The following is a 24,222-nucleotide window of genomic DNA, read 5'->3' as shown; positions in this document are numbered from 1 at the left end:
GTCCGCGCTCGTTGCGTGCAGCATCAGGTTGAGCGCGGCGCACCCATGGTCTGTCTACCTGTTTCCGCGCCCCACCAGATCGCGCGCCACGATGAGGCGCATGATCTCGTTGGTGCCCTCGAGAATCTGATGCACGCGCAGATCGCGCACGATCTTCTCGATGCCGTAATCGGCGAGATAGCCGTAGCCGCCGTGGAGCTGGAGCGCCGCGTTCGCCACCTCGAAGCCCGTGTCGGTCGCCATGCGCTTGGCCATGGCGCAAAGCCTGGTGGCGTCGAGCGCCTTGGCGTCGAGCGCGGAGGCGGCGCGCCACAGAAAAGTGCGCGCGCATTCGAGTTCGGTAGCCATGTCGGCGAGCTTGAACTGCAGGGCCTGGAAGTCGGCGATGCGCTTGCCGAAGGCCTTGCGGTCGTTCGTGTAGGCGAGAGCCTTGTCGAGGGCGGCCTGCGCACCGCCGAGGGAGCACGCGCCGATATTCAACCGGCCACCGTCGAGGCCCGACATGGCGATCTTGAAGCCCATGCCCTCGTCCGACAGGCGGTTGGCGACGGGTACGCGCACATCCTCGAAGATGACGGCGGCGGTGGGCTGTGCATTCCAGCCCATCTTCTTCTCCTGCGCCCCGAAGGACACGCCGGGCATCGACTTTTCGATGACGAGCGTCGAGATGCCGGAGGGGCCTTCCTCGCCGGTGCGCACCATCGTCACGTAGATGTCCGAGGTGCCGGCGCCTGAGATGAACTGCTTGACGCCATTGACGACGTAGTGATCGCCGTCGCGCACCGCCTTCGTCTTGAGCGCCGCCGCGTCCGAGCCCGAGCCGGGCTCGGTGAGGCAATAGCTGCCGATGAGCTCCATGGTGCACAGGGAGGGCAGGAAGCGCTGACGCTGCTCTTCGGAGCCATAACGGTCGATCATCCACGCGACCATGTTGTGGATCGACAGAAACGCCGAGATGGCGGGGCACCCGGTGGCGAGCGCCTCGAAGATGAGCGCGGCGTCGAGCCGCGTCATGCCCGATCCGCCCAGGTCGTCGCGGGTATAGATCGAAGCCATGCCGAGGGCGGCTGCTTCCCGCAGCACGTCGACCGGGAAATGCTTCTTCTCGTCCCACTCGAGGGCATGGGGGGCGAGGTTCTCCGCCGCGAAGGCGAGGGCCATGTCGCGGACGGCAATCTGGTCTTCGGTCAGAGAGAACTGGGTCATGGCTCAATCTTAGCGCATCTTGCGCCCCTCTGTAGTTCTACTCTTTGCTAATCGCAGAGGCTCAATCCGGATCGGACAAGCTAGGAGCGCCGCTCCTTCTTTAGAATCTCGATCTCGGATCTCAGAGCGTTCCTGAAAAGAACCTCATCGTATTCAGCGCTGGACCGACCGGGCAAAGCTTCCCTTGTAACAGGGAGCGGGGAGGGATTCCCACAAGGGCGGTTCTCGCCGTCCCAAGTCTCGCTCCTGCCTGTCTTAAGCTGAATGTTCCTGCTCAGGGGCTCCGCGAAGACAAAGGCCGTCGTTCTGTCGGCTTCCAGGCTGCTAACCGTTTCTTCAAGCGGGCAGTTCTCCACGCAGGGAATGGCTGGATACCAGACGATTCTGGCGTGAGGCCCATCGCTCCCCTTGAACCAGTCGGAGACTTCGTACGTGATGATGGAAACGCCGCCTCGGCTCGTGAAGGGGATATACTCAGCGGACGCAACGCGCCCGAGAAAGATCGATTGCATTTCCTCGATGCGTTCCTGGGCATAGGCGGAGGCAGATTTAGGGGCTTGCCCAAGGGATAAGACCTCTTGCGAATAGGGCGGAAGAGGACATTGAAGCGCTTCGACAGGCCAAGCGAAAACCGCCGCTCCCAAGCTGAGAGCGGCGGCGAGAGTTTTTCGCGAGGAGGCTTTCAAGCCTGGCTCACTTCATCGTCGGAATGGAGAATTCCGCGCCTTCCTTGATGCCGGACGGCCAGCGCGAGGTGACCGTCTTCGTCTTGGTGTAGAAGCGGATCGCGTCGGGGCCATGTTGGTTGAGGTCGCCGAAGCCCGAGGCCTTCCAGCCGCCGAAGGTGTAATAAGCCAGCGGCACCGGAATCGGCACGTTGATGCCGACCATGCCCACATTCACCTTCGAGGCGAAGTCACGGGCGGCGTCGCCGTCGCGGGTGTAGATCGCGACACCGTTGCCGTATTCGTGCTCGGAGGGCAGGCGCAGGGCCTCATCGTAGTTCTTGGCGCGCACAACCGACAGGACAGGGCCAAAGATCTCCTCCTTGTAGATGCGCATATCGGGCTTCACGTCGTCGAAGAGGCAGCCGCCCATGTAGAAGCCGTTCTCGTAGCCCTGCATCTTGAAGCCGCGGCCGTCGACCACGAGCTTCGCGCCTTCCTGGACGCCGAGATCGACGTAAGCGCGCACCTTCTCCATGTGTGCCTTGGTCACGAGGGGACCGAAATCGGCGGAGGGATCGGTGGACGGGCCCACTTTCAGGTTCTCCACGCGCGGGATCAGCTTGTCCATCAGCGCGTCGGCGGTCGCTTTGCCGACCGGCACGGCGACCGACACGGCCATGCAGCGCTCGCCCGCGGAGCCGTAGCCTGCCCCGATGAGCGCGTCCGCCGCCTGATCGAGATCGGCGTCGGGCATGATGATCATGTGGTTCTTCGCGCCGCCGAAGCAATGCGCGCGCTTGCCGTTGGCGGTGGCGCGGGAATAGACGTACTGCGCGATCGGCGAGGAGCCGACGAAGCCGACGGCCTTGATGTCCGGATCGTCGAGGATCGCGTCCACCACTTCCTTGTCGCCGTTGACCACGTTGAGGATGCCTGCGGGAAGGCCCGCCTCGATCATCAGCTCGGCGAGGCGCATCGGCACGCCCGGATCGCGCTCTGAGGGCTTCAGGATGAAGGCGTTGCCGCAGGCGATGGCCGGCGCGAACTTCCACATCGGGATCATGGCCGGGAAGTTGAACGGCGTGATGCCGGCCACGACGCCGAGCGGCTGACGGATCGAGTACATGTCGATGCCGGGTCCCGCGCCTTCCGAGAACTCGCCCTTCATCAGCTGCGGGATGCCGCAGGCGAACTCCACCACCTCGACGCCGCGCTGGATATCGCCCTTCGCGTCGGGAATGGTCTTGCCGTGCTCGCGGGCAAGCAGCTCGGCCAGAGAATCCATTTCCTTGGCGATGAGCTCCAGGAATTTCATCATCACGCGGGCGCGGCGCTGCGGGTTGGTGGCGGCCCAGCCGGGCTGAGCGGCTTTCGCGTTCTCGACGGCTTGGCGCAGTTCGTCCTTGGAGGCCAGCGCGACGCGGCCGAGCACCTCGCCCGTCATGGGCTGGAAGAATTCGGTGGTGCGGCCCGATTTTCCGGGGACCTGCTTGCCGCCGATGAAATGTCCGACTTCGCGCATGGCGTTTCTCTCCTGATGTTGCGTGTCCCGTTCTAGCATTGTCGAAACTGCACGACTATGGGTGAAGGTGAGGTCGCGTTGTGCAAAAATCCCAATATGCTACAGAGCAGGGATGAGCGCTTTCGATTGGGACGATCTCCGTTTTTTCCTGGCAGTCGCCCGCGCAGGCCGGCTGACGGTGGCCGCCCGCCGGCTGGAGGCCGATCATACCACGGTTTCCCGCCGCATCTCTTCCCTTGAAAAGGCGCTTCAGGCCAAGCTCTTCGAACGAAAGCCCCAAGGCTATACCCTGACCGAGCAGGGCGAACGCCTGCTGACCAAGGCGGAGAGCATGGAAAGCCAGGCGCTGGCCGTGGCCAACGAGGTCGGCGGGGCGGATCTCGCCCTCTCCGGAATCGTGCGGGTCGGCGCACCGGACGGACTCGGCACCTATTTCCTGGCGGCGGAGCTCGGCGCTCTGGCCGAGCGCCACCCGGACCTCACGATCCAGCTGGTGGCCCTGCCGCGCACCTTCTCGCTGTCCAAGCGAGAGGCGGACATCGCGATCACCGTGGAGCAGCCGACGGAAGGGCGGCTCGTTTCGCGCAAGCTCACCGATTACCGCCTGAGACTCTACGCCTCGCGAAGCTATATCGACCGCCACGGCAAGCCTGCCGAGCCCGAGGATCTGTTAGGCCGCCTGCTCGTCACCTACGTGGCCGATCTCATCTTCAGCCCGGCCCTCGAATATTTCTCCGGCCTCGAGAAATACGGGCCCCGGCGATACGAGTGCGCGAGCGTCGTGGCCCAGCTGGAAGCCGTGCGGGCCGGGGTCGGCATCGGCATCCTCCACGATTACGCCGCCCGGCAATATCCGGAGCTGGAGGTCGTCCTGCCGGACATCTCCTTCACACGGGCCTATTGGATCGTCACCCATGCCGAGATGCGCAGCCTCCACCGCGTCGCCGAGGTTCATGCCTTCATCCTGGACCGGGTGAAGGCCCATCGTGGCCTCTTCATGTGACGGATTTTCCCTTCACGGCGGGGCATTAACCCACGAGCGCATCGTGCGAAAAAGTGGATCCGGTTTTTCGCAAGAACGATGCGCTCTTTCCAAGAAGGGAGCATCGGATTTGATCCCAAAAGTGGATTCCACTTTTGGGTCCGATGCTCTAAATCTCGCACAAACGACACCCACGGAGACCGGAATGCCCTCCAAGCTAGAGCAATTGCGCGCCATGACGGTCGTCGTCGCCGATACCGGTGACCTCGACGCAGTGCGCCGCCTGAAGCCTCAGGACTGCACCACCAACCCGACCCTGCTGCTGAAGGCGGTCGAGACCCCGGCCTATGGCCATATCGTCGAAGAGGCGCTGGCCTGGGGGCGCAGGCAGGGCGGCGCCCACGAGGGCGTGGTGGCGGCGGTCTGCGACCGGCTCGCCGTGGCTTTCGGGGCGGAACTCGCAGGCATTGTGCCGGGGCGCGTTTCGACGGAAGTCGACGCCGATCTCTCCTTCGACACCGAAGCGACGGTGAACAAGGCGCGCGCCATCATCAAAGCCTACGAGGAACGCGGCATCGGGCGCGACCGTATCCTGATCAAGATCGCCTCCACCTGGGAGGGCATCCGCGCGGCGGAGGTCCTTCAGAAGGAAGGCATCGACTGCAACCTCACGCTTTTGTTCTCCATGGCCCAGGCGCAGGCCTGCGCGGAGGCGGGCGTGTTCCTCATCTCGCCCTTCGTGGGGCGCATTCTCGATTGGCACGTGAAGGCGGGCGGAGGACCCTACACGGGCGAGACCGATCCGGGTGTGCTGTCCGTGCGCAGCATCTACGCCTCCTACAAGGCGCAGGGCATCAAGACCGTCGTGATGGGCGCATCCTTCCGCAATACGGGCGAGATCGAAGCGCTCGCCGGCTGCGACCGTCTCACGATCTCGCCGGCGCTCCTGGACGAGCTGGCGAAGGCCGAAGGCGAGCTGCCGCGCAAGCTCTCGCCGGAGGGCGTCGAGACGACCCCGGCGCTGCCGCGCATGGATGAAAAGACCTTCCGCTTCGCCCTCAACGAGGATGCGATGGCGACCGAGAAGCTCGCCGAGGGAATCCGTTCGTTCGTGAAGGATCTGCGCAGCTTGCGCGGCCTCGTGGCGAAGCGGCTCGACGAGGCGAAGGCCGCCTGAGAGCCGCTGGGTCAAATGAATAGGGGAGGCGAGATCATCGCCTCCCTCATTGTTACCGAAGAGCCGGTTCAGCGGTTGTCCGGCCGGCTCCTCACCGCCCGCAAACCCTGCCGCGTGATGCGGTAAGGACCTCCGTTCGACGATGCGATGAGCCCTTTCTGGCGCAGCATCTTGAACAGATCCATCGTGCAGAGCGACATGAGCCACCCTTCACGGGTGAGGCATTCGATTTCGAAAATGCGGCCGTTCTCGTCCTTGTAATGTCGAATGAGACCGCCTTGGGCGAGCACGTGCAGCACGCGCTGACCATTGCGTGAAACGTTCACGGGAAACCCTGAGCTTTGTTGAGTTGCAAGAGAGAGGCGCGCACACGCGCGCATTCGGCTGTGCGATCAGCCGCGCCCGCCTGTCAGGTGGCGGGCTTTACCGGGACTCGGTCTCTCTGTGCATAAAAGCTCCAGGTTGAACGGCTTCCTTATAGAAGCCGCTCACCGGTCACGTCAATCAGCCGCGGCTCGCCAGCGCCTTCTCGCGGATGGCCGAGAGGGACATGGCGGGCGTGATCGCCTCGGGATCCAAGAGGCAGTGCAGGATCGCGGGCTTGCCCGAGGTGAGTGCCCGCTGGAGGGCGGCCGGGAAATCGTCCGTGGTCTCGACGCGCTCGCCATAGCCCCCGAAGGCCTTGGCATAGGCCGCGAAATCCGGGTTCTTCAGCATCGTGGCCGAGACGCGGCCCGGATACTCGCGCTCCTGGTGCATGCGGATCGTGCCGTACATGCCGTTGTCGAGCAGGATCACGAGGATCGGCAGGTCGTATTGCACGGCGGTCGCGAATTCCTGTCCGTTCATCAGGAAGTCGCCGTCGCCCGCGAACACCACGACCGTGCTGTCGGGATTGATGCGCTTGGCGCCGACGCCGGCCGGAACGCCGTAGCCCATGGAGCCAGAGGTCGGCGCGAGCTGAGTGCCGTAATGGCGGAAGGGCCAGAAACGGTGAACCCAGGTGGCGAAGTTTCCTGCCCCGTTGCAGTAGATCGTGTCGGAGGGCATCACCTCGCGCAGGTGAGCCATCACCTGGCCCATCTGCAGGTTGCCCGCATGCTTGATGGGGGCGGGATCGCTCCAGGCGAGATAATCGGCATGCGCGGTCTTCGTGCCCTCGCTCCAGGGCAGGGCGGCCGGCGGATTCACGCCTTCCAAGGCCGCCGCGAAGGCGACGGGCGAGGCATTGATGGCCAGATGCGGAGAATAGACCCGTCCGAGCTCGCTGGAATCGGGATGGATGTGAACGAGCCGCGAGCGCGGCGCCGGGATGTCGAGCAGCGTATAGGCCTGACTGGGGATCTCGGAGAGACGGCCGCCGACGAGCAGGACGAGGTCGGCCTCCTTGATGCGTGCGAGCAGCTTCGGATTCACGCCGAGCCCGAGATCGCCCATATAGGACGGGTGATCGGCCGGAAAGAGCATCTGGCGGCGGAAGGTGCAGGCGACGGGCAGCTCGAAACGCTCGGCGAAGCGCATGAAATCCTGCACGGCGGCTTCAGACCAGCGGCTCCCGCCCAGCAGCGCCACGGGCTTCTTCGCGTCCTGCAGGAGCGTCTGCAGTTCGGCCATTTGCGCCGGCGAGGGATGAGCCTCGATGACCTGGTAACGCGGCGCGTCGGCGACTTCCGCCATCTCGGTCAGGACGTCTTCGGGGAGCGCGATCACGACCGGCCCCGGACGCCCGGATGTCGCCACATGGAAGGCGCGGGAAACGATCTCGGGGAAGCGTGCCGGATCGTCCACTTCCGTCGCCCATTTGGCGAGGGGGCCGAAGGCGGCACGGTAGTCGAGTTCCTGAAAGGCCTCGCGCTCGCGCATGCCGCGCTCGATCTGGCCGACGAAGAGGATCATCGGCGTGGAATCCTGCTTGGCGATGTGGATGCCCGGCGAGGCGTTGGTCGCGCCGGGACCGCGCGTGACGAAGCAGATGCCCGGGCGGCCCGTGAGCTTGCCATAGGCCTCTGCCATCATCGCGGCGCCGCCTTCCTGGCGGCAGACCGTGACGTTGATGTTAGCATCGTGCAGCGCATCGAGGGCCGCGAGATAACTCTCGCCCGGCACGCAGAAGATGTGATCGACTCCGTGAACGAGAAGCTGATCGACAAGAATCTGGCCGCCGGTGCGGGAGGTCGCTGTCATGGAAGGCTCACGATGCAAAAGAGGTTGGATAAGGAAACGGAGGGCATCGCTGCCCTCCGTGTGATCTTTCGGGACGATCAGGCGTCGACGTCGAATTTCACGCCCTGAGCGAGCGGAAGCGAGGTGCCGAAATTGACCGTATTGGTGGCGCGGCGCATATAGGCCTTCCAGGCGTCCGAGCCCGACTCGCGGCCGCCGCCCGTCTCCTTCTCGCCGCCGAACGCGCCGCCGATCTCGGCGCCGGAGGGGCCGATATTGACATTGGCGATGCCGCAATCGGACCCGACGGCCGACACGAAGGTCTCGGCCTCACGCAGATTGAGCGTGAAGATCGACGAGGAGAGACCGGCCCCGACGGCATTGTGCAGCTCGATCACCTGATCGAAATCCGTATAGCGCATCACGTACAGGATCGGCGCGAAGGTCTCGCGCAGCACCGGACCGGTCTGCTCCGGCATCTCGACGAGGGCGGGACGGACATAGATTCCGTCGCCCGCCACATCGGCGTAACGTCCGCCGCCATGCACGGTACCGCCGGCATTGCGGGACTCGTCGAGCGCGCGCTCCATGCCTTCGAAGGCGGCCTTGTCGATCAGCGGTCCGATGAGGGTGCCGTCGGCGCGCGGATCGCCGATCTTGGCGCTGCCGTAAACCTTGACGAGACGCGGGACGAGCTGGTCGTAGACGTTGTCATGGACGAAGAGGCGGCGCAGCGTGGTGCAGCGCTGGCCCGCCGTGCCCATCGCGGCGAACGCAATGCCGCGCAGGGCGAGGTCGAGATCGGCGGAGGGGGCCACGATCGCAGCGTTGTTGCCGCCGAGCTCCAGGATCGCGCGGGCGAAGCGGGCGGCGAGCTTCGGGCCGACCTGGCGGCCCATGGCCGTCGAGCCGGTGGCCGAGAGAATCGGCACGCGGTGATCCTCGACGAGGATCTCGCCGATCTCGCGGCCGCCGAGGAGAACTTCGAGCAGGCCTTCCGGCACGCCGCCGAAGCGCTTGGCGGCACGCTCGGCGATGGCGTGGGTGGCGAGCGCCGTCAGAAGGGTCTTCTCCGAGGGCTTCCACACGACGGAGTCGCCGCAGACGAGGGCGAGAGCCGCATTCCAGGACCAAACGGCGACCGGGAAGTTGAAGGCGGAAATGACGCCGCAGACGCCCAGCGGATGCCACGTCTCCATCATGCGGTGATCGGCGCGCTCGGTAGCGATGGTCAGGCCGTAAAGCTGACGGGAAAGACCGACCGCGAAATCGCAGATATCGATCATCTCCTGCACTTCGCCGAGACCCTCGGAGACGATCTTGCCGGCCTCGAGCGTGACGAGGCGGCCGAGATCGTCCTTCGCGGCGCGGAGTTCCTCGCCCAGCAGGCGCACGAATTCGCCGCGCTTTGGAGCAGGCATCGTGCGCCACGCCTTGAAGGCGGCGTCGGCGCGGCCGATGGCGGCCTTGGCCTCGTCCGGCGTGGTCTCGCGGACATGGGCGATCACCTCGCCCGTGATCGGGGAGACGGCAGGACGGCCCGTGGAGGCAAATGCGCTGTCCGGCACGCCGAGACGGGCGAGAATGGCGCGGGCTTCCTCCGCCACGCTGGCAGCTGAGGTCGAAACGGATGGCAGGGCGGACATGATCATTCTCCCATGGAATCGGGTATGGGCCCATCGGGCGAGCCCGCTACCCCCGCTTGTTCCTGAAACAAGACGACGGCAGCCTTTGGGCTACCGTCTTAAAGCATGATCGCAAAAGGTGGGAACTGCTTTTCCCGAATAGGATCATGCAATTTCGGAAAGAAGCCGGACAGGCTCCCGCTGGTGAGGCGCGAGAGGCTGTTCCGAAACGTCATGCAACAGCGTCGAGGCGAATGTTCTTCGCGGCCGGTTCACGGCTCTCGTCGAGGCGCACGCCCGCGTAGACCCGGCCGAAGCGGTTGGACAGGAAGGTGTCGAGATCGATCTCTTCCTGGCGGACGAAACCCTGTTTCGGAAGCTTGTCCTCGACGAGGAGATCCAGCATGGCGCAGATGCCGGCGGCCGTGGTGACCTGGATGGCGGTGCGCTGCACGCCGGCCACCTTCTGGCCATAGATGCTGCGGGCATAGGTTTCCTGCACATAGCGACCGTTGCGCTCGCCCGTCACCGTCACGAAAACGATGACCATGTCCTGCATGGTGGCGGGAACGGCGTTCTCCAGAATGTCCTTCAGGACTTCGCGTCGGTTGCGCAGCTGCAGGTCGTTGAGAAGCACGCGCATCAGGGCGCAGTGGCCCGGATAGCGGATGGTCTTGTAGTTGAGGTTGCGCACCTTGCCTTCGAGCGTCTCGCAGAGCGTTCCGAGGCCGCCCGAAGTATTGAAGGCCTCGTAGCGGGTGCCGTCGAGGGAGAATTCCTCGAGCTCTTCCATGGCCGGAACTTCGCGCAGCTTGCCGTCGACCATCGCTTCGCAGCGCTCGATATACTCGTTGATGACCCCGTCGGTGCTCCAGGTGAGATTGTAGGACAGGGCGTTCGACGGATATTGCGGCAGCGCGCCGACGCGCAGGCGCACCGTGTCGAGCTTGTCGAAGCGGCTGGCGATGTCGTGCGCCACGATGGAGATGAAGCCTGGAGCGAGGCCGCATTGAGGAATGAAGGCCGTCGTGGCGCCTTCCGACAGTTCCTTCACCATGCGCGTGGTGGCGACATCCTCCGTGAGGTCGAAATAGTTCACCTCGGCGATCCGCGCCGCCTGAGCCACGTGGCCGGTCAGGTGATAGGGCGCGGCGCTCAACACGGCGTAGCGGCCCTTCAGGGCGTTCTGGAGGGCCACCGCGTCATTGAAGTCGAGCTGGATCGTCTTGATGCCGTCTTTGGCCGCGGCCTTGAGGGCCTCGGCGGAAGCGTCCGCGACGGTCACGTCGTAGTCGCCGGTCTCATTGAGCATGTCGACGATGGTCGAGCCGATCTTGCCGGCTCCGATGACGAGAATCGATTTCATATGGTGCGTCTCCCAGTGATGGGGAGAGAAAAAGGCAAAGCGCTGCAAAGTGCCATAGACAAGCCGACGGAAAGCCGGGTATTTGTCGGCATTATGCCGTAACAAATGGCCATTGTGATGCTTGATGCGACGGACCGCGCCCTGATTGCCCTCTTGCGGGAGAATGCCCGGATCGGCCACGCTGAGGCTGCCCGCCGTCTGAGGCTCTCCCGAACCACCGTGCAGGCGAGGGTGGAGAGCCTTGAGCGGCGTGGGGTGATCGTCGGCTATACGCTGAGGCTTGCCGAAGAGGTCAGCCGGCGCATGGTGCGCGCGCATGTCACCATCGTGGTGGCGCCGAAAGCTTCCGCAGCCGTTGCCACGGCGCTGCAGCGCATGCCAGAATTGCGCGCGCTTCACTCCGTTGCCGGTGTCTTCGATCTGCTGGCAGTGGTAGAGGCAGAAGACGTTCCCACCCTTGATGCCGCCATCGACAAGATCGGCGCATTGGAGGGCGTGGAGCGCACGCAATCCTCCATCATCCTCTCAACGAAATTCGAACGATGACCTCTTCCGCTTCAAATGTCGCCGATGTCGTGATTGTGGGCGGTGCCGTCATGGGCTCCTCCACCGCTTACCATCTCCTGGCCGATTCCGGCTTCAAGGGGCGCGTCGTCGTTATCGAAAAGGATCACACCTATCAGCTCTCGGCGTCCGCCCTGTCGGCCGCATCGATCCGGCAGCAATATTCCAGCGCGGTCAACATCCGTATCTCCCTTTATGGCATCCACTTCCTGCGCAACATCCGCGAATACCTCACCGTCGACGGCGATACGCCCGAGATCGGGTTGAAGGAGGGAGGCTATCTCTACTGCGCGTCGGAGGCGGGCGAGCCGATCCTGCGGGAGAACCAGGCGCTGCAGGCCGCGGAGGGCGCGGACATTCTTTTCCTGAAGCCCGACGAGCTGAAAAGCCGCTTCCCCTGGCTCAACGTCGAGGATCTGGCTGCGGGCACCTGGGGGCGCTCGGGGGAAGGCTGGTTCGACGGCTGGGGCCTGCTCCAGGCCTTCCGCAAGAAAGCCCGTTCGCTCGGCGCCGAGTATGTGAAGGGCGAAGTGGCCGAGGTGGAGCGCGAGGGCAACCGAATCCTCGCCGTGCGCCTGAAGGATGGAACGCGCATCGCCTGCGGCACGCTCATCAACTGCGCCGGCTCAGGAGGTCGGGCGATCGCCGAGATGGCGGGTCTCTCCATTCCCGTTCAGGCCAAGCGCCGCTATGTGTTCACCTTCTCCTGCAAGGGGTCGGTGGAGAACTGCCCGCTGCTCATCGATACCTCGGGCGCCTATGTGCGGCCCGAAGGCGAGGGCAACTTCATCTGCGGCGCCTCGCCGGAAGCCGATATAGATCCCGACTGGTTCGACGAGGATCCGGCAAGCCAGGAGATCGATTTTTCCTTCTTCGAGGAGTTCATCTGGCCGTCGCTCGCGCACCGTGTTCCCGCCTTCGAGGCCATCAGGCCGGGCCGTGCGTGGTCGGGGCCCTACGACATGAGCCTCGTCGACCATAACGCCATCATCGGAAAGGCGGGCGAGATCGAGAACTTCTATCTCTGCAACGGTTTTTCGGGACATGGCCTGCAGCAGGCTGCGGCGGTCGGTCGCGGCCTGTCCGAGCTGATCGTCCATGGCGGCTATCGCACGCTCGATCTCTCCGAACTCGGTTACGAGCGCGTTCTGGCGAACCGCCCGCTCCTTGAGCGTAACGTCATTTAAAGGCCGGGCTCGTCCGGGGAGCGATAGGCCCAGATCCGGCCGCCGCGGTTCATGTGCCGCTGCATCAGTCCGGGCTGATCCGGGGACGGTTGGGACGCGACGGCGAGTTCGTTGACGCCCTCCCGGTCCGCTCGCTCTTCGCCGCGGCGGGAGCCGGTTCCCGTGGTGGTCCGGGCGCCCCCACGCAGATCGTCGGAGCCGAGATCGTCAGCACCTTCCGCCAGCAGTCCCATGCCGGGGAGCGAGCCCGTATTGGTCTGGCCCGCCTGGGAGCCGCCGGTCACCCCTGCGCCCAAGGGGGCGCCGAGATCCGCGCCCGCTTCGTGCCCCGCGCCGGTCTTCAGCCATTCCCGGCTGCCGGCGTCGAGGTCCACGGGCTCGAACATGTCCAGGACCCGCACGGCGTCTTCCATGTCGTCCCGGTCGACCCGGGCGGCGATCAGCGTGCAGCCGTCATGAATCCCGCTCTCGAAGACGCGCCGGTCGTCCTCCGGGAGGTTGAGATCCTGGAGGGCTTCCAGGGAATCGTTCCGGGCGGACAGGGCGCGAAAACCCGAGATGGAGGAAATCTCGCGGGCGTCCTCGGTGCCGACGGCGACGATCCTGCGCTGGGCGATGCCCATTTCCATAAGGGCCTGAAGGGCCTGGCGGGCCTGGGCGGGATCTCTGAACAGGGCTGTGATCATCTGGGGCATGTGCGTCTTACCTATGGACATCCCTTCAACGAAGAGCGCTTCCGCCCTGTTCCCATCCCCAGTCGTTAAGTCTTTTCAATGAAAAGGGCTTCCATTTTGAAGCCGGCTATGATTGTCATGTTTGTGTCATTAAAGCGTCATCCGGCTTTCGTGCAGGGATGGTGAACGACAATAACATCCCCGAGCGGGATGATATGGGAGAGGTTAATATGATGAAGAAGTCCCTTCTCGGCGCCCTGGCCTTCGGTCTTGCGACGAGCACCTCCGCCTTCGCACAGACGGAGATCCAATGGTGGCACGCCATGACGGGCGCCAACAACGACGTCGTGAACCGCCTGGCCGAAGAGTTCAACAATTCCCAGAAGGACTACAAGGTCGTCGTCAGCTACAAGGGCCAGTACGCCGACACCCTGAACGCCGGTATCGCCGCGTTCCGCGCGGGCAACGCTCCGCACATCCTGCAGGTCTTCGAAGTCGGCACCGCGACCATGATGGGCGCGAAGGGCGCGATCAAGCCGGTCTACCAGCTGATGGCCGATGCCGGCGAGAAGTTCGACCCCAAGGCTTACCTGCCCGCGATCACCGGCTACTACTCGACCGCGAAGGGCGAGATGCTCTCCTTCCCGTTCAACTCCTCCTCGATGGTCATGTGGATCAACAAGGACGAGCTGAAGAAGGCCGGCGTCAACGAGATCCCGAAGACCTGGCCTGAGGTGTTCGAGGCGGGCAAGAAGCTCAAGGCCGCCGGCCACGACACCTGCGGCTTCTCGAACGCCTGGGCGAGCTGGGCCAATATCGAGCAGCTCTCGGCCTGGCACAACGTGCCGATGGCCACGAAGGCCAACGGTCTCGACGGCTTCGACACCGAGATGAAGTTCAACTCGCCGCTGCACGTGAAGCACCTGCAGAACCTCGTCGACCTGCAGAAGGACAAGACCTACGATTATTCGGGCCGCGACTCGAAGAGCGAAGGCCGCTTCACCTCCGGCGAATGCGCGATCTTCCTCACCTCGTCGGGCTTCTACGGCAACGTGAAGGCCAACGCGAAGTTCGACTTCACGTCGGTTCCGATGCCCTATTATCCGGACGTTCAGGGCGCTCCGCAGAACTCGATCATCGGCGGCGCTTCGCTGTGGGTGATGGGCGGCAAGTCAGCCGACGAGTACAAGGGCGTCGCCAAGTTCTTCACCTTCCTGTCCGACACCGACCGTCAGGCGAAGCTGCACCAGGAATCGGGCTATCTCCCGATCACGAAGGCTGCTTACGAGAAGACCAAGGCTTCCGGCTTCTATGAGAAGAACCCGGTTCTCGAGACGCCTCTGAAGGAGCTGACCAACAAGGAGCCGACCGAGAATTCCCGCGGTCTGCGCTTCGGCAACATGGTCCAGATCCGCGACGTAGTCTCCGAGGAGATCGAAGCGGCTCTCGCCGGTCAGAAGCCTGCCAAGGATGCGCTCGACGCCGCGGTGTCGCGCAGCAACCAGATCCTGCGTCAGTTCGAGCGCACCGTTCGCTAAGACTGATCGACGGAAAAACGACCTGTCATCCCGGGCGGCCGAAAGCTGCCCGGGATGATCTTATAGATAACCTCGCAGACCGGTGGATTCCGTCATCTGCACCATCTCACCGGACGATCCTAGAGCGATGGAAAAACGAGCTCACTTTTCAGGTTGGACGCTGCCGCTTCTGCTGATCCTCCCGCAGATGGCGATCACCGTCATTTTCTTCTACTGGCCTGCTTCCCAGGCGATCTGGCAGTCCTTCCTCAGGGAGGACGCCTTCGGATTGTCCTCCGAATTCGTCGGGTTTGAGAATTATCTCGGCCTCTTCGAGCAGCCCGAATATTACCGGGCCATGGTCACGACGGTGATCTTCTCGTCGCTGGTCGCCTTCTTCTCGATGTCCTGCGCGCTGCTCCTCGCGACCCAGGCCGACAAGAACATCCGCGCGGGCCACGCCTTCAAGACCCTGCTGATCTGGCCGTATGCGGTGGCTCCCGCCATTGCGGGCGTGCTGTGGATCTTCATGTTCCACCCGACGCTCGGCACGCTGGCGCGCCCGATCCGCGCGATCGGAATCGACTGGAACCCGATGCTCAACGGCACCCATGCCATGATCCTGCTGGTGCTTTCCGCCACCTGGAAGCACGTCAGCTACAACTTCCTGTTTTTCCTGGCGGGTCTGCAGGCGATTCCGAGGAGCGTGATCGAAGCGGGCGCCATCGACGGCGCCGGCCCGATGCGCCGTTTCTGGACGATCGTGTTCCCGCTCCTCTCGCCGACCACCTTCTTCCTGCTCGTCGTCACGGTGGTTTACGTGTTCTTCGAGACGTTCGGCATCATCGACGCCGTGACGGGCGGCGGTCCGGCCGGTCAGACGACGACCCTCGTTTACAAGGTTTATGCGGATGGCCGCCTCGGCGGCGACCTCGGCGGCTCGGCCGCGCAGTCGGTGATCCTCATGATCATCGTGATCGCGCTCACAGCCATCCAATTCCGCTATGTCGAGCGCAAGGTGCAGTACTGATGGTCGAGAATCGTCCCTTCGCACAATTCATGGCTTACCTGACGCTGGTTATCGGCGTCATCGTGGTGGCCTTCCCGGTCTATCTCGCCATCATGGCGTCGACCTTCGATGCGGCCACCATCATCAACGGCAACATGCCGTTGATCCCGGGTGACCAGGCGGTCGAAAACTACACCCGCACGCTGTTCTACGGCGGCAAGCAGGCCCGCGAGCCCGTGATGGGCATGATGATCAACTCCATGATCATGGCGATGGGCATCGCGCTCGGGAAGATCCTGATCTCGATCCTGTCCGCCTATGCGGTGGTCTACTTCAAGTTCCCGTTCCGCAAGACGGCCTTCTGGATCATCTTCATCACGCTGATGCTCCCCGTCGAGGTGCGCATCTACCCGACCTACAAGATCGTCGCCGATCTGGGCCTGCTCGATACCTATGTGGGACTCATCATGCCCCTGATCGCGTCGGCGACCGGGACGCTCCTGTTCCGTCAGTTCTTCATGACGATCCCGGACGAGCTTCTGGAGGCTTCCAAGATCGACGGCGCGGGCGCGTTCCGCTTCTTCAAGGATACGCTGCTTCCGCTTTCCATGACGACCATCGCGGCCTTGTTCGTGATTCAGTTCATCTACGGCTGGAACCAGTATCTCTGGCCGCTGCTGATCACCACGAAGAGCTCGATGCAGACCATCGTCATCGGCATCAAGAAGATGATCACCACCACGGACGCGCTGACCGAATGGCAGATCGCGATGACCACGGCGGTGCTCGCCATGGTGCCGCCGGTGCTGGTCGTGATCTTCATGCAGCGGCTCTTCGTGAAGGGTCTCGTCGAAACGGAAAAGTGATGCGCGGGAAGCGCGCGTCGCCCTTCCCGCCACGGTGGGAGGGGCTCCAAGGCAATATCGGAATTGTCCGGCCCGGTGCCCCCTGCTGCACGGGCTGGCGTGAAAAGGAATGAACCAATGGCTGGGGTAACACTCGATACTGTCCGAAAGATCTATGCGGGCAATGTGGAGGCCGTGAAAGGCGTCTCGCTCGGGATCGAGGACGGCTCTTTCTGCGTGCTGGTCGGCCCGTCCGGCTGCGGCAAGTCCACGCTTCTTCGCATGATCGCGGGTCTGGAGACGATCTCGGGCGGAGAGATCAAGATCGGCAACCGTGTGGTCAACCAGGTGGAGCCCGCCGATCGCGACATCGCGATGGTGTTCCAGAACTACGCGCTCTACCCGCATATGAGCGTCTACGACAACATGGCTTACGGCCTGAAGAACCGGAAGACGCCGAAGGACGAGATCGAGAAGCGGGTCAAGGAAGCAGCCCGCATCCTCGCCATCGAACCCTTCCTCGACCGCAAGCCGCGCGCTCTCTCCGGCGGCCAGCGCCAGCGCGTCGCCATGGGCCGCGCCATCGTGCGCAAGCCGCAGGTGTTCCTCTTCGACGAGCCGCTCTCCAACCTCGACGCGAAGCTGCGCGTCCAGATGCGTGTGGAGATCAAGCGCCTGCAGAGGGCTCTGGGCGTGACGTCCGTCTACGTGACGCACGACCAGGTCGAGGCTATGACGCTCTCCGACAAGCTCGTGGTGATGTCGGGCGGCCAGATCGAGCAGGTGGGCTCCCCGTCGGAGGTCTATCGCCGCCCCGAGACCCGGTTCGTTGCCACCTTCATCGGCTCCCCGCCCATGAACATCCTCCCCGGCAAGGTGGAAGGCCCCGGCCGCGTGTCGGTAGGAGGGCAGGTGATCGCCGTTACGGATATGCGTGACGGCCTCGCTCCGGGATCGGCCATCGAGGTCGGCCTGCGCCCCGAGGACGTGCAGGCGGGCAGCTCCGCCGGCGCCAGCAGCCTCGACATGGACGTGGACTTCGTCGAGGAGCTCGGGGCGACCCAGCTCTTCCACGGAAAAGTATCGGGCACGGATTTCGTGGTGCAGGCCTCCACGGGCCAGATCGCGGCTGACAGCCGCCGGCTGACCCTGTCCATCGACCCGGGCAACGTCCACCTCTTCGACCCGCAGACCACGAAGCGCCTGGGCCGGGTCTAAGACGACACCAAGCCTAGCCTTTGCTTGAGCAGCCGCCCCGAGACCGTCTCGGGGCGGCTGTTGCACGTTTCGGGCCGCCCCATTATCCCTTAATGAGCAACGCGAGGATCAGCGATGACGGTCAAGCTCGACGGAACAACGCTTCAGCTTCAGGATGTGATGCGGGTCGCCCGCCCGGATGCCCAGGGACGCTTCGCGTCAGCGGAGCTGGCTCCCGAGGCGCGCGAGCGGATCGCCGCGACGCGCGCCTATATCGACCGCAATTGGATGCACGACGACGCTCCGCTCATGTATGCCTTCAATACCGGCGTCGGCCTGTTCAAGGATCAGCGGATCCTCATCGCCGACATGGCTGCCTACCAGAGAAAGAGCGTCTATGCCCACGCCACGGGGGTCGGCGAGCCCTTCGCGGAGGATGTCACGCGCGCCATGATGCTGCTGCGGGCCAATGCCTTCGCGTCCAATTATTCCGGGCCGCGCGTCGAGCTGGTCGAGCGCCTGCTCGCCTTCCTCAATGCGGGCCTGCACCCGGTCATCCCGCAAAAGGGCTCGGTCGGGGCCTCGGGCGATCTCGCGCCGCTCGCCCATATGGCGGGCGCAGTCTGCGGCTTCGAGGAAGCGGAAATGGTCTACCAGGGGCGGGTGATGCCGGCCCGCGACGCGATCCGCCTGGCCGGCTTCGATCCCGACTTCGAGCTGGGAGCGAAGGACGCCTCCGCGCTCATCAACGGTTCGACCGCCTCGCTCGCTCTCGCCTCGCTCGCGACGAGCGATGCGCGCCGCCTTCTGAAACAGGCGGATATCGCCATGTGCCTGTCGCTCGAAGCCATGCGCGGCGAATTGGCGGCCTTCGATCCGCGCGTGCACAAGGCGCGCCCGCATCCGGGCCAGGCGCTCGTGGCGCGCAATCTCCTGCGCATCCTCGAAGGCTCGAAGCGCTGCTCGCAGGGCGCGCGGGACATCGTCTTCCCCGACGAGCCGCGCCAGCCCGGAACGCCCGCAAGCCCACGTGTGCAGGACGTCTATTCGCTCCGCTGCACGCCGCAGGTTCATGGGCCCGCCGTCGAGGCGATCGAGTACGTGGAGCGTATCGTCGGCACGGAAATGAACTCGGCCACCGACAACCCGCTGATCTTCGACGACGGTCAGGGCGGTTACGTGTCGATCTCGGGCGGCCACTTCCACGGGCAGTACATGGCGCAGGCCATGGACTTCCTCAGCATCGCCATGGCCGATCTCGGGGCGATTTCCGAGCGCCGCCTCGCGCGCCTCATCGACCCCACCATGTCCTATGGTCTGCCGCGCAACCTCCTGGCCGGCAAGCGAGGACTGAACACGGGCTTTGCGACGGTGCAGTGCTCGATGTCGGCTCTCGTCATGGAAAACCGCGGGCTTGCGACTCCGGGTTCGGTCGATTCGATTCCCGGGAAGTCCAATGCGGAGGATCATGTGTCCAATTCGACATGGTGCGGACGCAAGGCGCGCACCATCGTGGAGAACGTGGAACAGATCGTGGCGGGCGAACTGCTGATGGCCGCGCAGGCGCTGACCCTCGTGGAGCCGCTCGCAAAGGATTATCCGCTCGGCAAGGGCTCGCGGGCCGCCATGGAGGCGATCCGCGCCGTCATTCCGCCCGCTCTCGACGGCGACCGCTGGTACGCCACGGAGATGCGGCAGGCTCTCGACCTCGTGCGCTCCGGGACCGTCGTGGAAGCCGTGGAGAGTGCCGTCGGGATCCTGGAATAGAAAAGGAGGCTCGGAATGATCCGAGCCCCTGACATGGTCTCGTTCCGTTTATCGGCAGCGACGGACGTCGCGCACGACCACGCTGCCGTTCGGGCGATAGACGCGCTCGCGAACGACGCGACACCGTCCGCCACGGCGCTGCCAGGCCGGCACGCCGCATTGGCGGACGGTGCGATAAACCACCCGGCCGTTGGGGCGCACGGTGCGAACGCGGCGCGTGACGCAGGCCACGTTATCGACAAGCGAAGGTGTTTCGATCGTCTGCGGGCCGAAACGGGCCTGTGCCTCGGGAGCGGTACCGAAAAGGGCGGCGCCGAAAACGACGGCGGCGGCAGGAATGATGAAGGCTCGCATGATCCTATCCTTCGTGCTGGAGAGTGACGATAACGGAAAGCCTAGGTCATGGTTCCTGACATGGGGATGAACGCATGGTTCAGCGCGTCGTCATCGATTACACCCGGCCACAGGACGGCGCCGAGCTGATCGCCGCGAATCTGGCGAGCCTCGAGCTGCACGAGCCGTGGGTTTCGCCATGCCGGGATTGGGTGAGCTTTCAAGCCTATCTCGCCCGCTGCGATGGTGACAGGTCGGTCGGCTTCATCGCACGCGAGCGTGCGAGCAACCGGATCGTGGGCGTCGTCAACCTGAGCGAGATCGCGCGAGGGTTCTTCCAGAGCGCCTATATGGGCTACTACGCGGTTTCAGGCATGAACGGCCGTGGCCTGATGCGCGAGGCGGTCGGCCTCGTCGTGACCCATGCCTTTTCGGAACTCGCGCTTCATCGCGTCGAGGCGAATATCCAGCCGGGAAACGAGCCGTCACGTGCCCTGGCGAAACGTCTCGGGTTCCGGCAGGAGGGCTATTCCCCGCGCTATCTCAGGATCGGCGGCGAATGGCGCGACCACGAACGCTGGGCGATCCTGTCGGAGGATTGGCGCGGCTGAGACGTTCAGCCGAGTTTCTTCCGCAGATAGAGAGTGCGGCTGTAGCGGACGGGACAGTCATCGAGTTCGCCGAACACAGCATAGCCGAGGCGTTGACAAAGATGCATCGCTTTCGGGTTGTGCGTGTCGAGCCGGGCGGAATGGCAGCCCTGTCTGATGGCTTCCTCCTCCGCCTTCGTAATTAGCCGTGTGGCAAGACCTAAATCGCGAAACTCATCCGGCACGAAGAACAGCTCAATGACAAGCCATCCACCTGAGATATGGCCGGTCAGGCCGCCGATCGCCTTGCCTGTTTGCGGGTCGCGCAAGGCAATCGCAAGTTCCTGGCCAGCCGGCCTATCAGGGAAGAACTTTGCATTGAAGGCACAATAGCCATTGAAGATCGTCCGATGAAAACCTTCTTCCTTGCCATCGATGATCTCCAACGCAGGCATCGCTTTCTCGGGCGTCATGGCAAAGCGGTTTCCTTCAGCTTTTTCTGCAGGAAGAAGCGGCTTCCGCCCTTCGGAAAATCCGCCAACTCGCCGAAGCGCTCGTATCCCAGCCGCTCATAGAGCTTGAGCGCGTCCCGGTTGAGCGTGTCGAGCCATGCGGAATGGCAGCCGCGCGCGGCGGCCTCGTCTTCCGCCATCGCGATCAGACGCGTCGCGAGCCCCTGACCGCGCAAGTCCTCGGGCACGAAGACGTATTCGATCGTGAGCCATTCCCAGCCCGTACGGCCCCACAATCCGCCCAGGATCTCCCTGGACTCGCCATGGCGGATCACGATGGCCACATCCTCGATCTCAAGATCCGGCATCAGGGCTGTCCGGTTGAAGTCGGACAGGCCGTTGAGGATGATCTGGCGAACGATCTTGTGCGGCTTGGCGAGAAGCTCAACGTGGTAGTTCAAGCAACGATCCTTCTGACGGCATCGAGAAGGACACGGGCCGCAACGTCCGCGTCCTCGACCGTGATCGACTCGGCCGGGTTGTGGCTGATGCCGCCCTTGCAGCGCACGAAGAGCATCGCCGACGGGCAGAGACTGGCCATGGCCACCGCATCGTGGCCGGCCCCGGAGGCAAGGCGCATCGGGACGATACCGGCGTGTCTCACGGCTTCTTCCAGATGCTCCGCAAGATGCTTGTCCATGGGAGTCGCGGGCGATTCCATGAAGGGTTCGATCGTGAACGATACGCCCCGCCGCTGAGCGGCGGCTTCGCATTCGGTCACGATGTCCTGCACCAATGCCCGGCGCACGGCATCGTCCGACGAGCGGGCATCGAGCGTAAAGTCGACCCGGGCCGGGATGACGTTGATGGCCCCCGGCTGCACCTGCGCCACCCCGACGGTCGCTACGGTGTCGGTCCGCGTCGAGCTCGCGCGCTCCACGATGCCGATCATCTCGGCGACCGCCGCCAGAGCATCGCGGCGCATGGTCATGGGCACGGTGCCGGCATGCCCCGCCTCGCCGATCACATGGGCACGGGCGCGCGTGATGCCGTTGATGGCGGATACGATGCCGACGGGAAGGTTGCCGGCCTCGAGCTGCGGGCCCTGCTCGATATGGACTTCGAGATAGCCGCGACAGCGCGCGGGGTCACGGGCAAGGGCCGCGATTCCGAGAGGATCGCCGCCGAATGCGATCAGCGCGTCGCGAAGCGAAATGCCGCCCGTATCGGTGCCGTCGAGCCAGGTCGGCTCGAAATGGCCGGCAAGGGCATGGGATGTCGAGAGATTGGTGGGAAAGCGGACATTCTCCTCGTCCCCGAAAGCCACGACCTCGATGGGGCAGGCCGGCGTGATCCCTGCGGCCTTCAGGGCTCCAACGACGACGATGCCGAGCACCACACCCAGATTGCCGTCGTAGCGGCCCGCATCCACGACGGTGTCGATATGAGAGCCGATGAGCAGGGCAGGAGCGTCAGGATGGGCACCTTCCAGGCGCCCGACGACGGACCCGAGGGCGTCGATATGGGCGCTGAGCCCGGCCTCGCGCATGAATGCCAGCGTCGCGTCGGCCGCGGCGCGGTGGGCGGGCGAGAGATAGAGGCGCGTCAGGCGCCCGACCTCGTCCGTATGCTGGGCCAGGTCCTCGATCATGGCCATCACGCGTCGGCCGAGCGGGAGATCCGTTTGGTGTGTCATGGGAACAGAGTTTCAGGAACGGGCCGGTTTCGCAAGAGGGAAGGGCCCGTTCCGGAGCGCCTGACGACTGCCCGAGGGCCGTCGTTCAAGCCGCGACGCCGAGCTTCTTCTGCAGGCTCGTCGAGGACGTGGTGTATTGGAAGAGCAGTTTCTTCTCGGGATACACGTAGCGGTGCACCTTCTGGGCCGCCAGCGCACCCTCGTGGAAGCCGGAGAGAATGAGCTTCAGCTTGCCCGGATAGGTGTTGATGTCGCCGATGGCGAAGATGCCGGGAACGTTGGTCTCGAACTTCTCCGTATCGACCGGGACCAGGTTCTCATGGAGGTTCAGGCCCCAATCGGCGATGGGGCCGAGCTTCATGGTGAGGCCGAAGAAGGGTAGCATCACGTCGCAATCCACCCTGAGCTCGGAGCCGTCGTCCTTGCGGATGACCGCGCCTTCCAGCACGGGCGCGTCGCCCTTCAGGGCGCTCACCTGGCCGAGATGCAGATCCATGTCTCCGGAAGCCACGAGGGAGCGCATCTTCTCCACCGTATGCGGAGCGGCCCGGAAGGCGTCGCGGCGGTGGAGGAGGGTAAGGCGCTTGGCGATGGGCTGCAGGTTCACGGTCCAATCGAGGGCGGAATCGCCGCCGCCGACGATCAGCACTCTCTTGTTCCGGAACATCTCCATCTTGCGCACGGCATAGTAGACGCCGGTCCCCTCATAGGACTCGATTCCGTCGATCGGCGGTTTCTTGGGCTGGAACGAGCCGCCGCCCGCCGCGATGATGACGGCCTTGCACTCGAAGGTCGTGCCGTTTTCCGAGGTCTTCACGCGAAAGCGCGGCGCTTCCGGCGTGCCGATGGATTCCAGGCTCTCCACCATTTCGTTGAGGTGGAAGGTCGGGTGGAACGGCTCGATCTGCGCCATGAGGTTGTCGACGAGGCCCTGGCCCGTGACCATGGGAAAGCCGGGAATGTCGTAGATCGGCTTCTCCGGATAGAGCTCGGCGCATTGGCCGCCGACCTTCGGCAGGATGTCGATCAGGTGACATTTGATATCGAGGAGGCCCAGCTCGAACACGGCGAACAGGCCCACGGGCCCGGCACCGATGATGACGACGTCCGTTTCGATATGGTCGGTCATGAACAGGCTCCTTCGAGAGACCGCTTCCGAAAAGCACGGTCTTCAGGGTCTTGGCAATGCGGCAGGCTGAGCGGATGAGGATCCGGCGGATCCTCATCCGCTCAGCCGGTCTTACTTGGCGCATTTCGGGCGGCGAACCGGTGTCCGCTTGCCCTGACAATGCTTGCGACGATCAGTTCCCCGTCGGCGCGAGAGTGACCTCCAGGCCGTCGAGCTCGGGGGTCCAGATGATCTGGCAGGACAGGCGGGAATTAGGCTTCGTGACCACCGTGTCGAGCTGATCCTCCTCCTCCTCGGTGGGCGGATAGAGCTTGTCCAGCCATTGCTCGTCCACGAAGACGTGGCAGGTGGCGCACTCGCAGGCTCCGCCGCACAGACCTTCGATGGGCAGGCCCCAATCCCGGATGATCTCCATCACCCGCCAGCCCTCGATGGCCTCGAGGGTATGGCGCTGGCCGGCCCGGTCGGTCACATGGATGACGCCCATGAAGCGGGAGTTCCTTCGCGTAAAGTCGGGGAAAAGGCGCGGGAGCCCGCGCCGGTTGGGCTGGAT

At 64.2% G+C, this 24,222-nt stretch carries 24 protein-coding genes; 10 read left to right on the top strand and 14 right to left on the bottom strand.

The features are described from left to right. Positions 1-54: 54 nt before the first annotated feature. The 3 genes from AB8841_RS27740 to AB8841_RS27730 all read right to left on the bottom strand — a co-directional run bounded on the left by AB8841_RS27740 (position 55) and on the right by AB8841_RS27730 (position 3,396). Positions 55-1,206 carry an isobutyryl-CoA dehydrogenase gene (locus tag AB8841_RS27740; protein WP_370438955.1) on the bottom strand — a complete coding sequence of 384 codons (1,152 nt, stop codon included), beginning with the start codon at positions 1,204-1,206 and terminating at the stop codon, positions 55-57. Between the two features lie 80 nt (positions 1,207-1,286). Further along, complete coding sequence (locus tag AB8841_RS27735) at positions 1,287-1,718, bottom strand: hypothetical protein (RefSeq protein ID WP_370438954.1); 432 nt, start codon at positions 1,716-1,718, stop codon at positions 1,287-1,289. Between the two features lie 181 nt (positions 1,719-1,899). Further along, positions 1,900-3,396: a CoA-acylating methylmalonate-semialdehyde dehydrogenase gene (locus tag AB8841_RS27730; protein ID WP_370438953.1), complete on the bottom strand. Its 1,497-nt coding sequence runs from the start codon at positions 3,394-3,396 to the stop codon at positions 1,900-1,902. Between the two features lie 112 nt (positions 3,397-3,508). Here AB8841_RS27730 and AB8841_RS27725 point away from each other — a divergent pair, with 112 nt between their 5' ends. Beyond that, positions 3,509-4,399 carry a LysR family transcriptional regulator gene (locus AB8841_RS27725; RefSeq protein WP_370438952.1) on the top strand — a complete coding sequence of 297 codons (891 nt, stop codon included), beginning with the start codon at positions 3,509-3,511 and terminating at the stop codon, positions 4,397-4,399. Between the two features lie 184 nt (positions 4,400-4,583). Further along, the gene (gene tal, locus AB8841_RS27720; RefSeq protein WP_370438951.1) at positions 4,584-5,555 is read left to right on the top strand and encodes a transaldolase; all 972 of its coding nucleotides are present in this window, start codon (positions 4,584-4,586) and stop codon (positions 5,553-5,555) included. A 68-nt stretch (positions 5,556-5,623) separates the two neighbouring features. On the opposite strand, the gene AB8841_RS27715 is transcribed toward tal, so the two are convergent. From AB8841_RS27715 to AB8841_RS27700, 4 genes are all read right to left on the bottom strand, one after another. Further along, positions 5,624-5,881 carry a YjhX family toxin gene (locus AB8841_RS27715; protein WP_370438950.1) on the bottom strand — a complete coding sequence of 86 codons (258 nt, stop codon included), beginning with the start codon at positions 5,879-5,881 and terminating at the stop codon, positions 5,624-5,626. Between the two features lie 178 nt (positions 5,882-6,059). Beyond that, complete coding sequence (locus AB8841_RS27710; protein WP_370438949.1) at positions 6,060-7,739, bottom strand: thiamine pyrophosphate-binding protein; 1,680 nt, start codon at positions 7,737-7,739, stop codon at positions 6,060-6,062. A 77-nt stretch (positions 7,740-7,816) separates the two neighbouring features. After that, positions 7,817-9,364 (bottom strand): aldehyde dehydrogenase family protein, encoded by a 1,548-nt coding sequence (locus AB8841_RS27705; RefSeq protein ID WP_370438948.1) that lies wholly within the window; start codon positions 9,362-9,364, stop codon positions 7,817-7,819. Positions 9,365-9,575: 211 nt separating this feature from the next. After that, positions 9,576-10,709: a saccharopine dehydrogenase family protein gene (locus AB8841_RS27700; RefSeq protein WP_370438947.1), complete on the bottom strand. Its 1,134-nt coding sequence runs from the start codon at positions 10,707-10,709 to the stop codon at positions 9,576-9,578. Between the two features lie 117 nt (positions 10,710-10,826). Here AB8841_RS27700 and AB8841_RS27695 point away from each other — a divergent pair, with 117 nt between their 5' ends. After that, positions 10,827-11,255: an Lrp/AsnC family transcriptional regulator gene (locus tag AB8841_RS27695; protein WP_370438946.1), complete on the top strand. Its 429-nt coding sequence runs from the start codon at positions 10,827-10,829 to the stop codon at positions 11,253-11,255. Continuing rightward, entirely contained in the window at positions 11,252-12,460 is a 1,209-nt protein-coding gene (locus AB8841_RS27690) for an NAD(P)/FAD-dependent oxidoreductase (RefSeq protein WP_370438945.1), read from the top strand. Before AB8841_RS27695 ends, AB8841_RS27690 begins: the two co-directional genes overlap by 4 nt. On the opposite strand, the gene AB8841_RS27685 is transcribed toward AB8841_RS27690, so the two are convergent. Next, a complete protein-coding gene (locus tag AB8841_RS27685) occupies positions 12,457-13,155 on the bottom strand; it encodes a hypothetical protein (protein WP_370438944.1) in 699 nt (232 codons plus the stop codon). The genes AB8841_RS27690 and AB8841_RS27685 overlap by 4 nt on opposite strands. A 209-nt stretch (positions 13,156-13,364) precedes the next feature. On the opposite strand from AB8841_RS27685, the gene ugpB reads away from it, so the two are divergent. The 5 genes from ugpB to hutH all read left to right on the top strand — a co-directional run bounded on the left by ugpB (position 13,365) and on the right by hutH (position 19,469). After that, a complete protein-coding gene (gene ugpB, locus AB8841_RS27680; RefSeq protein ID WP_370438943.1) occupies positions 13,365-14,672 on the top strand; it encodes a sn-glycerol-3-phosphate ABC transporter substrate-binding protein UgpB in 1,308 nt (435 codons plus the stop codon). A 127-nt stretch (positions 14,673-14,799) separates the two neighbouring features. Then, positions 14,800-15,681: a sn-glycerol-3-phosphate ABC transporter permease UgpA gene (gene ugpA / locus AB8841_RS27675; protein ID WP_370438942.1), complete on the top strand. Its 882-nt coding sequence runs from the start codon at positions 14,800-14,802 to the stop codon at positions 15,679-15,681. Then, positions 15,681-16,526, top strand: a complete 846-nt coding sequence (gene ugpE / locus AB8841_RS27670; protein ID WP_370438941.1) for a sn-glycerol-3-phosphate ABC transporter permease UgpE — start codon at positions 15,681-15,683, stop codon at positions 16,524-16,526. The genes ugpA and ugpE overlap by 1 nt, the downstream gene beginning before the upstream one ends. A gap of 117 nt (positions 16,527-16,643) precedes the next feature. Next, positions 16,644-17,723, top strand: a complete 1,080-nt coding sequence (locus tag AB8841_RS27665) for a sn-glycerol-3-phosphate import ATP-binding protein UgpC (RefSeq protein ID WP_370438940.1) — start codon at positions 16,644-16,646, stop codon at positions 17,721-17,723. A gap of 114 nt (positions 17,724-17,837) precedes the next feature. Further along, positions 17,838-19,469, top strand: a complete 1,632-nt coding sequence (gene hutH / locus AB8841_RS27660; RefSeq protein WP_370438939.1) for a histidine ammonia-lyase — start codon at positions 17,838-17,840, stop codon at positions 19,467-19,469. 48 nt (positions 19,470-19,517) lie between these two features. On the opposite strand, the gene AB8841_RS27655 is transcribed toward hutH, so the two are convergent. Beyond that, positions 19,518-19,823 carry a hypothetical protein gene (locus AB8841_RS27655; protein ID WP_370438938.1) on the bottom strand — a complete coding sequence of 102 codons (306 nt, stop codon included), beginning with the start codon at positions 19,821-19,823 and terminating at the stop codon, positions 19,518-19,520. Positions 19,824-19,897: 74 nt separating this feature from the next. Here AB8841_RS27655 and AB8841_RS27650 point away from each other — a divergent pair, with 74 nt between their 5' ends. Continuing rightward, positions 19,898-20,413: a GNAT family N-acetyltransferase gene (locus AB8841_RS27650; protein ID WP_370438937.1), complete on the top strand. Its 516-nt coding sequence runs from the start codon at positions 19,898-19,900 to the stop codon at positions 20,411-20,413. A 5-nt stretch (positions 20,414-20,418) separates the two neighbouring features. Here the strand turns inward: AB8841_RS27650 and AB8841_RS27645 are convergent, their stop codons facing one another. The 5 genes from AB8841_RS27645 to AB8841_RS27625 all read right to left on the bottom strand — a co-directional run bounded on the left by AB8841_RS27645 (position 20,419) and on the right by AB8841_RS27625 (position 24,156). Then, positions 20,419-20,865, bottom strand: a complete 447-nt coding sequence (locus AB8841_RS27645; RefSeq protein ID WP_370438936.1) for a GNAT family N-acetyltransferase — start codon at positions 20,863-20,865, stop codon at positions 20,419-20,421. After that, on the bottom strand, positions 20,862-21,305 hold the full coding sequence (locus AB8841_RS27640) for a GNAT family N-acetyltransferase (protein ID WP_370438935.1): 444 nt from the start codon (positions 21,303-21,305) through the stop codon (positions 20,862-20,864). Before AB8841_RS27640 ends, AB8841_RS27645 begins: the two co-directional genes overlap by 4 nt. Further along, positions 21,302-22,540 carry an allantoate amidohydrolase gene (locus AB8841_RS27635; RefSeq protein WP_370438934.1) on the bottom strand — a complete coding sequence of 413 codons (1,239 nt, stop codon included), beginning with the start codon at positions 22,538-22,540 and terminating at the stop codon, positions 21,302-21,304. The genes AB8841_RS27640 and AB8841_RS27635 overlap by 4 nt, the downstream gene beginning before the upstream one ends. Positions 22,541-22,625: 85 nt before the next feature. Further along, positions 22,626-23,669 (bottom strand): NAD(P)/FAD-dependent oxidoreductase, encoded by a 1,044-nt coding sequence (locus tag AB8841_RS27630; protein WP_370438933.1) that lies wholly within the window; start codon positions 23,667-23,669, stop codon positions 22,626-22,628. 172 nt (positions 23,670-23,841) lie between these two features. Then, positions 23,842-24,156 (bottom strand): 2Fe-2S iron-sulfur cluster-binding protein, encoded by a 315-nt coding sequence (locus AB8841_RS27625; protein ID WP_370438932.1) that lies wholly within the window; start codon positions 24,154-24,156, stop codon positions 23,842-23,844. Positions 24,157-24,222 lie beyond the last annotated feature (66 nt).

The organism is Microvirga sp. TS319, from assembly GCF_041276405.1.
In the GTDB taxonomy this organism is placed as follows: Bacteria; Pseudomonadota; Alphaproteobacteria; order Rhizobiales; family Beijerinckiaceae; genus Microvirga.
This window is presented reverse-complemented; position numbering and strand designations above follow the sequence as displayed.

What these genes read in the sequence shown, in the direction of transcription:
- AB8841_RS27740 (WP_370438955.1), bottom strand. Translation starts at nt 1,206, where the DNA reads ATGACCCAGTTCTCTCTGACCGAAGACCAGATTGCCGTCCGCGACATG.
- AB8841_RS27735 (WP_370438954.1), bottom strand. Translation starts at nt 1,718, where the DNA reads ATGCAATCGATCTTTCTCGGGCGCGTTGCGTCCGCTGAGTATATCCCC.
- AB8841_RS27730 (WP_370438953.1), bottom strand. Translation starts at nt 3,396, where the DNA reads ATGCGCGAAGTCGGACATTTCATCGGCGGCAAGCAGGTCCCCGGAAAA.
- AB8841_RS27725 (WP_370438952.1), top strand. Translation starts at nt 3,509, where the DNA reads ATGAGCGCTTTCGATTGGGACGATCTCCGTTTTTTCCTGGCAGTCGCC.
- tal (WP_370438951.1), top strand. Translation starts at nt 4,584, where the DNA reads ATGCCCTCCAAGCTAGAGCAATTGCGCGCCATGACGGTCGTCGTCGCC.
- AB8841_RS27710 (WP_370438949.1), bottom strand. Translation starts at nt 7,739, where the DNA reads ATGACAGCGACCTCCCGCACCGGCGGCCAGATTCTTGTCGATCAGCTT.
- AB8841_RS27705 (WP_370438948.1), bottom strand. Translation starts at nt 9,364, where the DNA reads ATGTCCGCCCTGCCATCCGTTTCGACCTCAGCTGCCAGCGTGGCGGAG.
- AB8841_RS27700 (WP_370438947.1), bottom strand. Translation starts at nt 10,709, where the DNA reads ATGAAATCGATTCTCGTCATCGGAGCCGGCAAGATCGGCTCGACCATC.
- AB8841_RS27695 (WP_370438946.1), top strand. Translation starts at nt 10,827, where the DNA reads ATGCTTGATGCGACGGACCGCGCCCTGATTGCCCTCTTGCGGGAGAAT.
- AB8841_RS27690 (WP_370438945.1), top strand. Translation starts at nt 11,252, where the DNA reads ATGACCTCTTCCGCTTCAAATGTCGCCGATGTCGTGATTGTGGGCGGT.
- AB8841_RS27685 (WP_370438944.1), bottom strand. Translation starts at nt 13,155, where the DNA reads ATGCCCCAGATGATCACAGCCCTGTTCAGAGATCCCGCCCAGGCCCGC.
- ugpB (WP_370438943.1), top strand. Translation starts at nt 13,365, where the DNA reads ATGATGAAGAAGTCCCTTCTCGGCGCCCTGGCCTTCGGTCTTGCGACG.
- ugpA (WP_370438942.1), top strand. Translation starts at nt 14,800, where the DNA reads ATGGAAAAACGAGCTCACTTTTCAGGTTGGACGCTGCCGCTTCTGCTG.
- ugpE (WP_370438941.1), top strand. Translation starts at nt 15,681, where the DNA reads ATGGTCGAGAATCGTCCCTTCGCACAATTCATGGCTTACCTGACGCTG.
- AB8841_RS27665 (WP_370438940.1), top strand. Translation starts at nt 16,644, where the DNA reads ATGGCTGGGGTAACACTCGATACTGTCCGAAAGATCTATGCGGGCAAT.
- hutH (WP_370438939.1), top strand. Translation starts at nt 17,838, where the DNA reads ATGACGGTCAAGCTCGACGGAACAACGCTTCAGCTTCAGGATGTGATG.
- AB8841_RS27655 (WP_370438938.1), bottom strand. Translation starts at nt 19,823, where the DNA reads ATGCGAGCCTTCATCATTCCTGCCGCCGCCGTCGTTTTCGGCGCCGCC.
- AB8841_RS27650 (WP_370438937.1), top strand. Translation starts at nt 19,898, where the DNA reads ATGGTTCAGCGCGTCGTCATCGATTACACCCGGCCACAGGACGGCGCC.
- AB8841_RS27645 (WP_370438936.1), bottom strand. Translation starts at nt 20,865, where the DNA reads ATGACGCCCGAGAAAGCGATGCCTGCGTTGGAGATCATCGATGGCAAG.
- AB8841_RS27635 (WP_370438934.1), bottom strand. Translation starts at nt 22,540, where the DNA reads ATGACACACCAAACGGATCTCCCGCTCGGCCGACGCGTGATGGCCATG.
- AB8841_RS27630 (WP_370438933.1), bottom strand. Translation starts at nt 23,669, where the DNA reads ATGACCGACCATATCGAAACGGACGTCGTCATCATCGGTGCCGGGCCC.
- AB8841_RS27625 (WP_370438932.1), bottom strand. Translation starts at nt 24,156, where the DNA reads ATGGGCGTCATCCATGTGACCGACCGGGCCGGCCAGCGCCATACCCTC.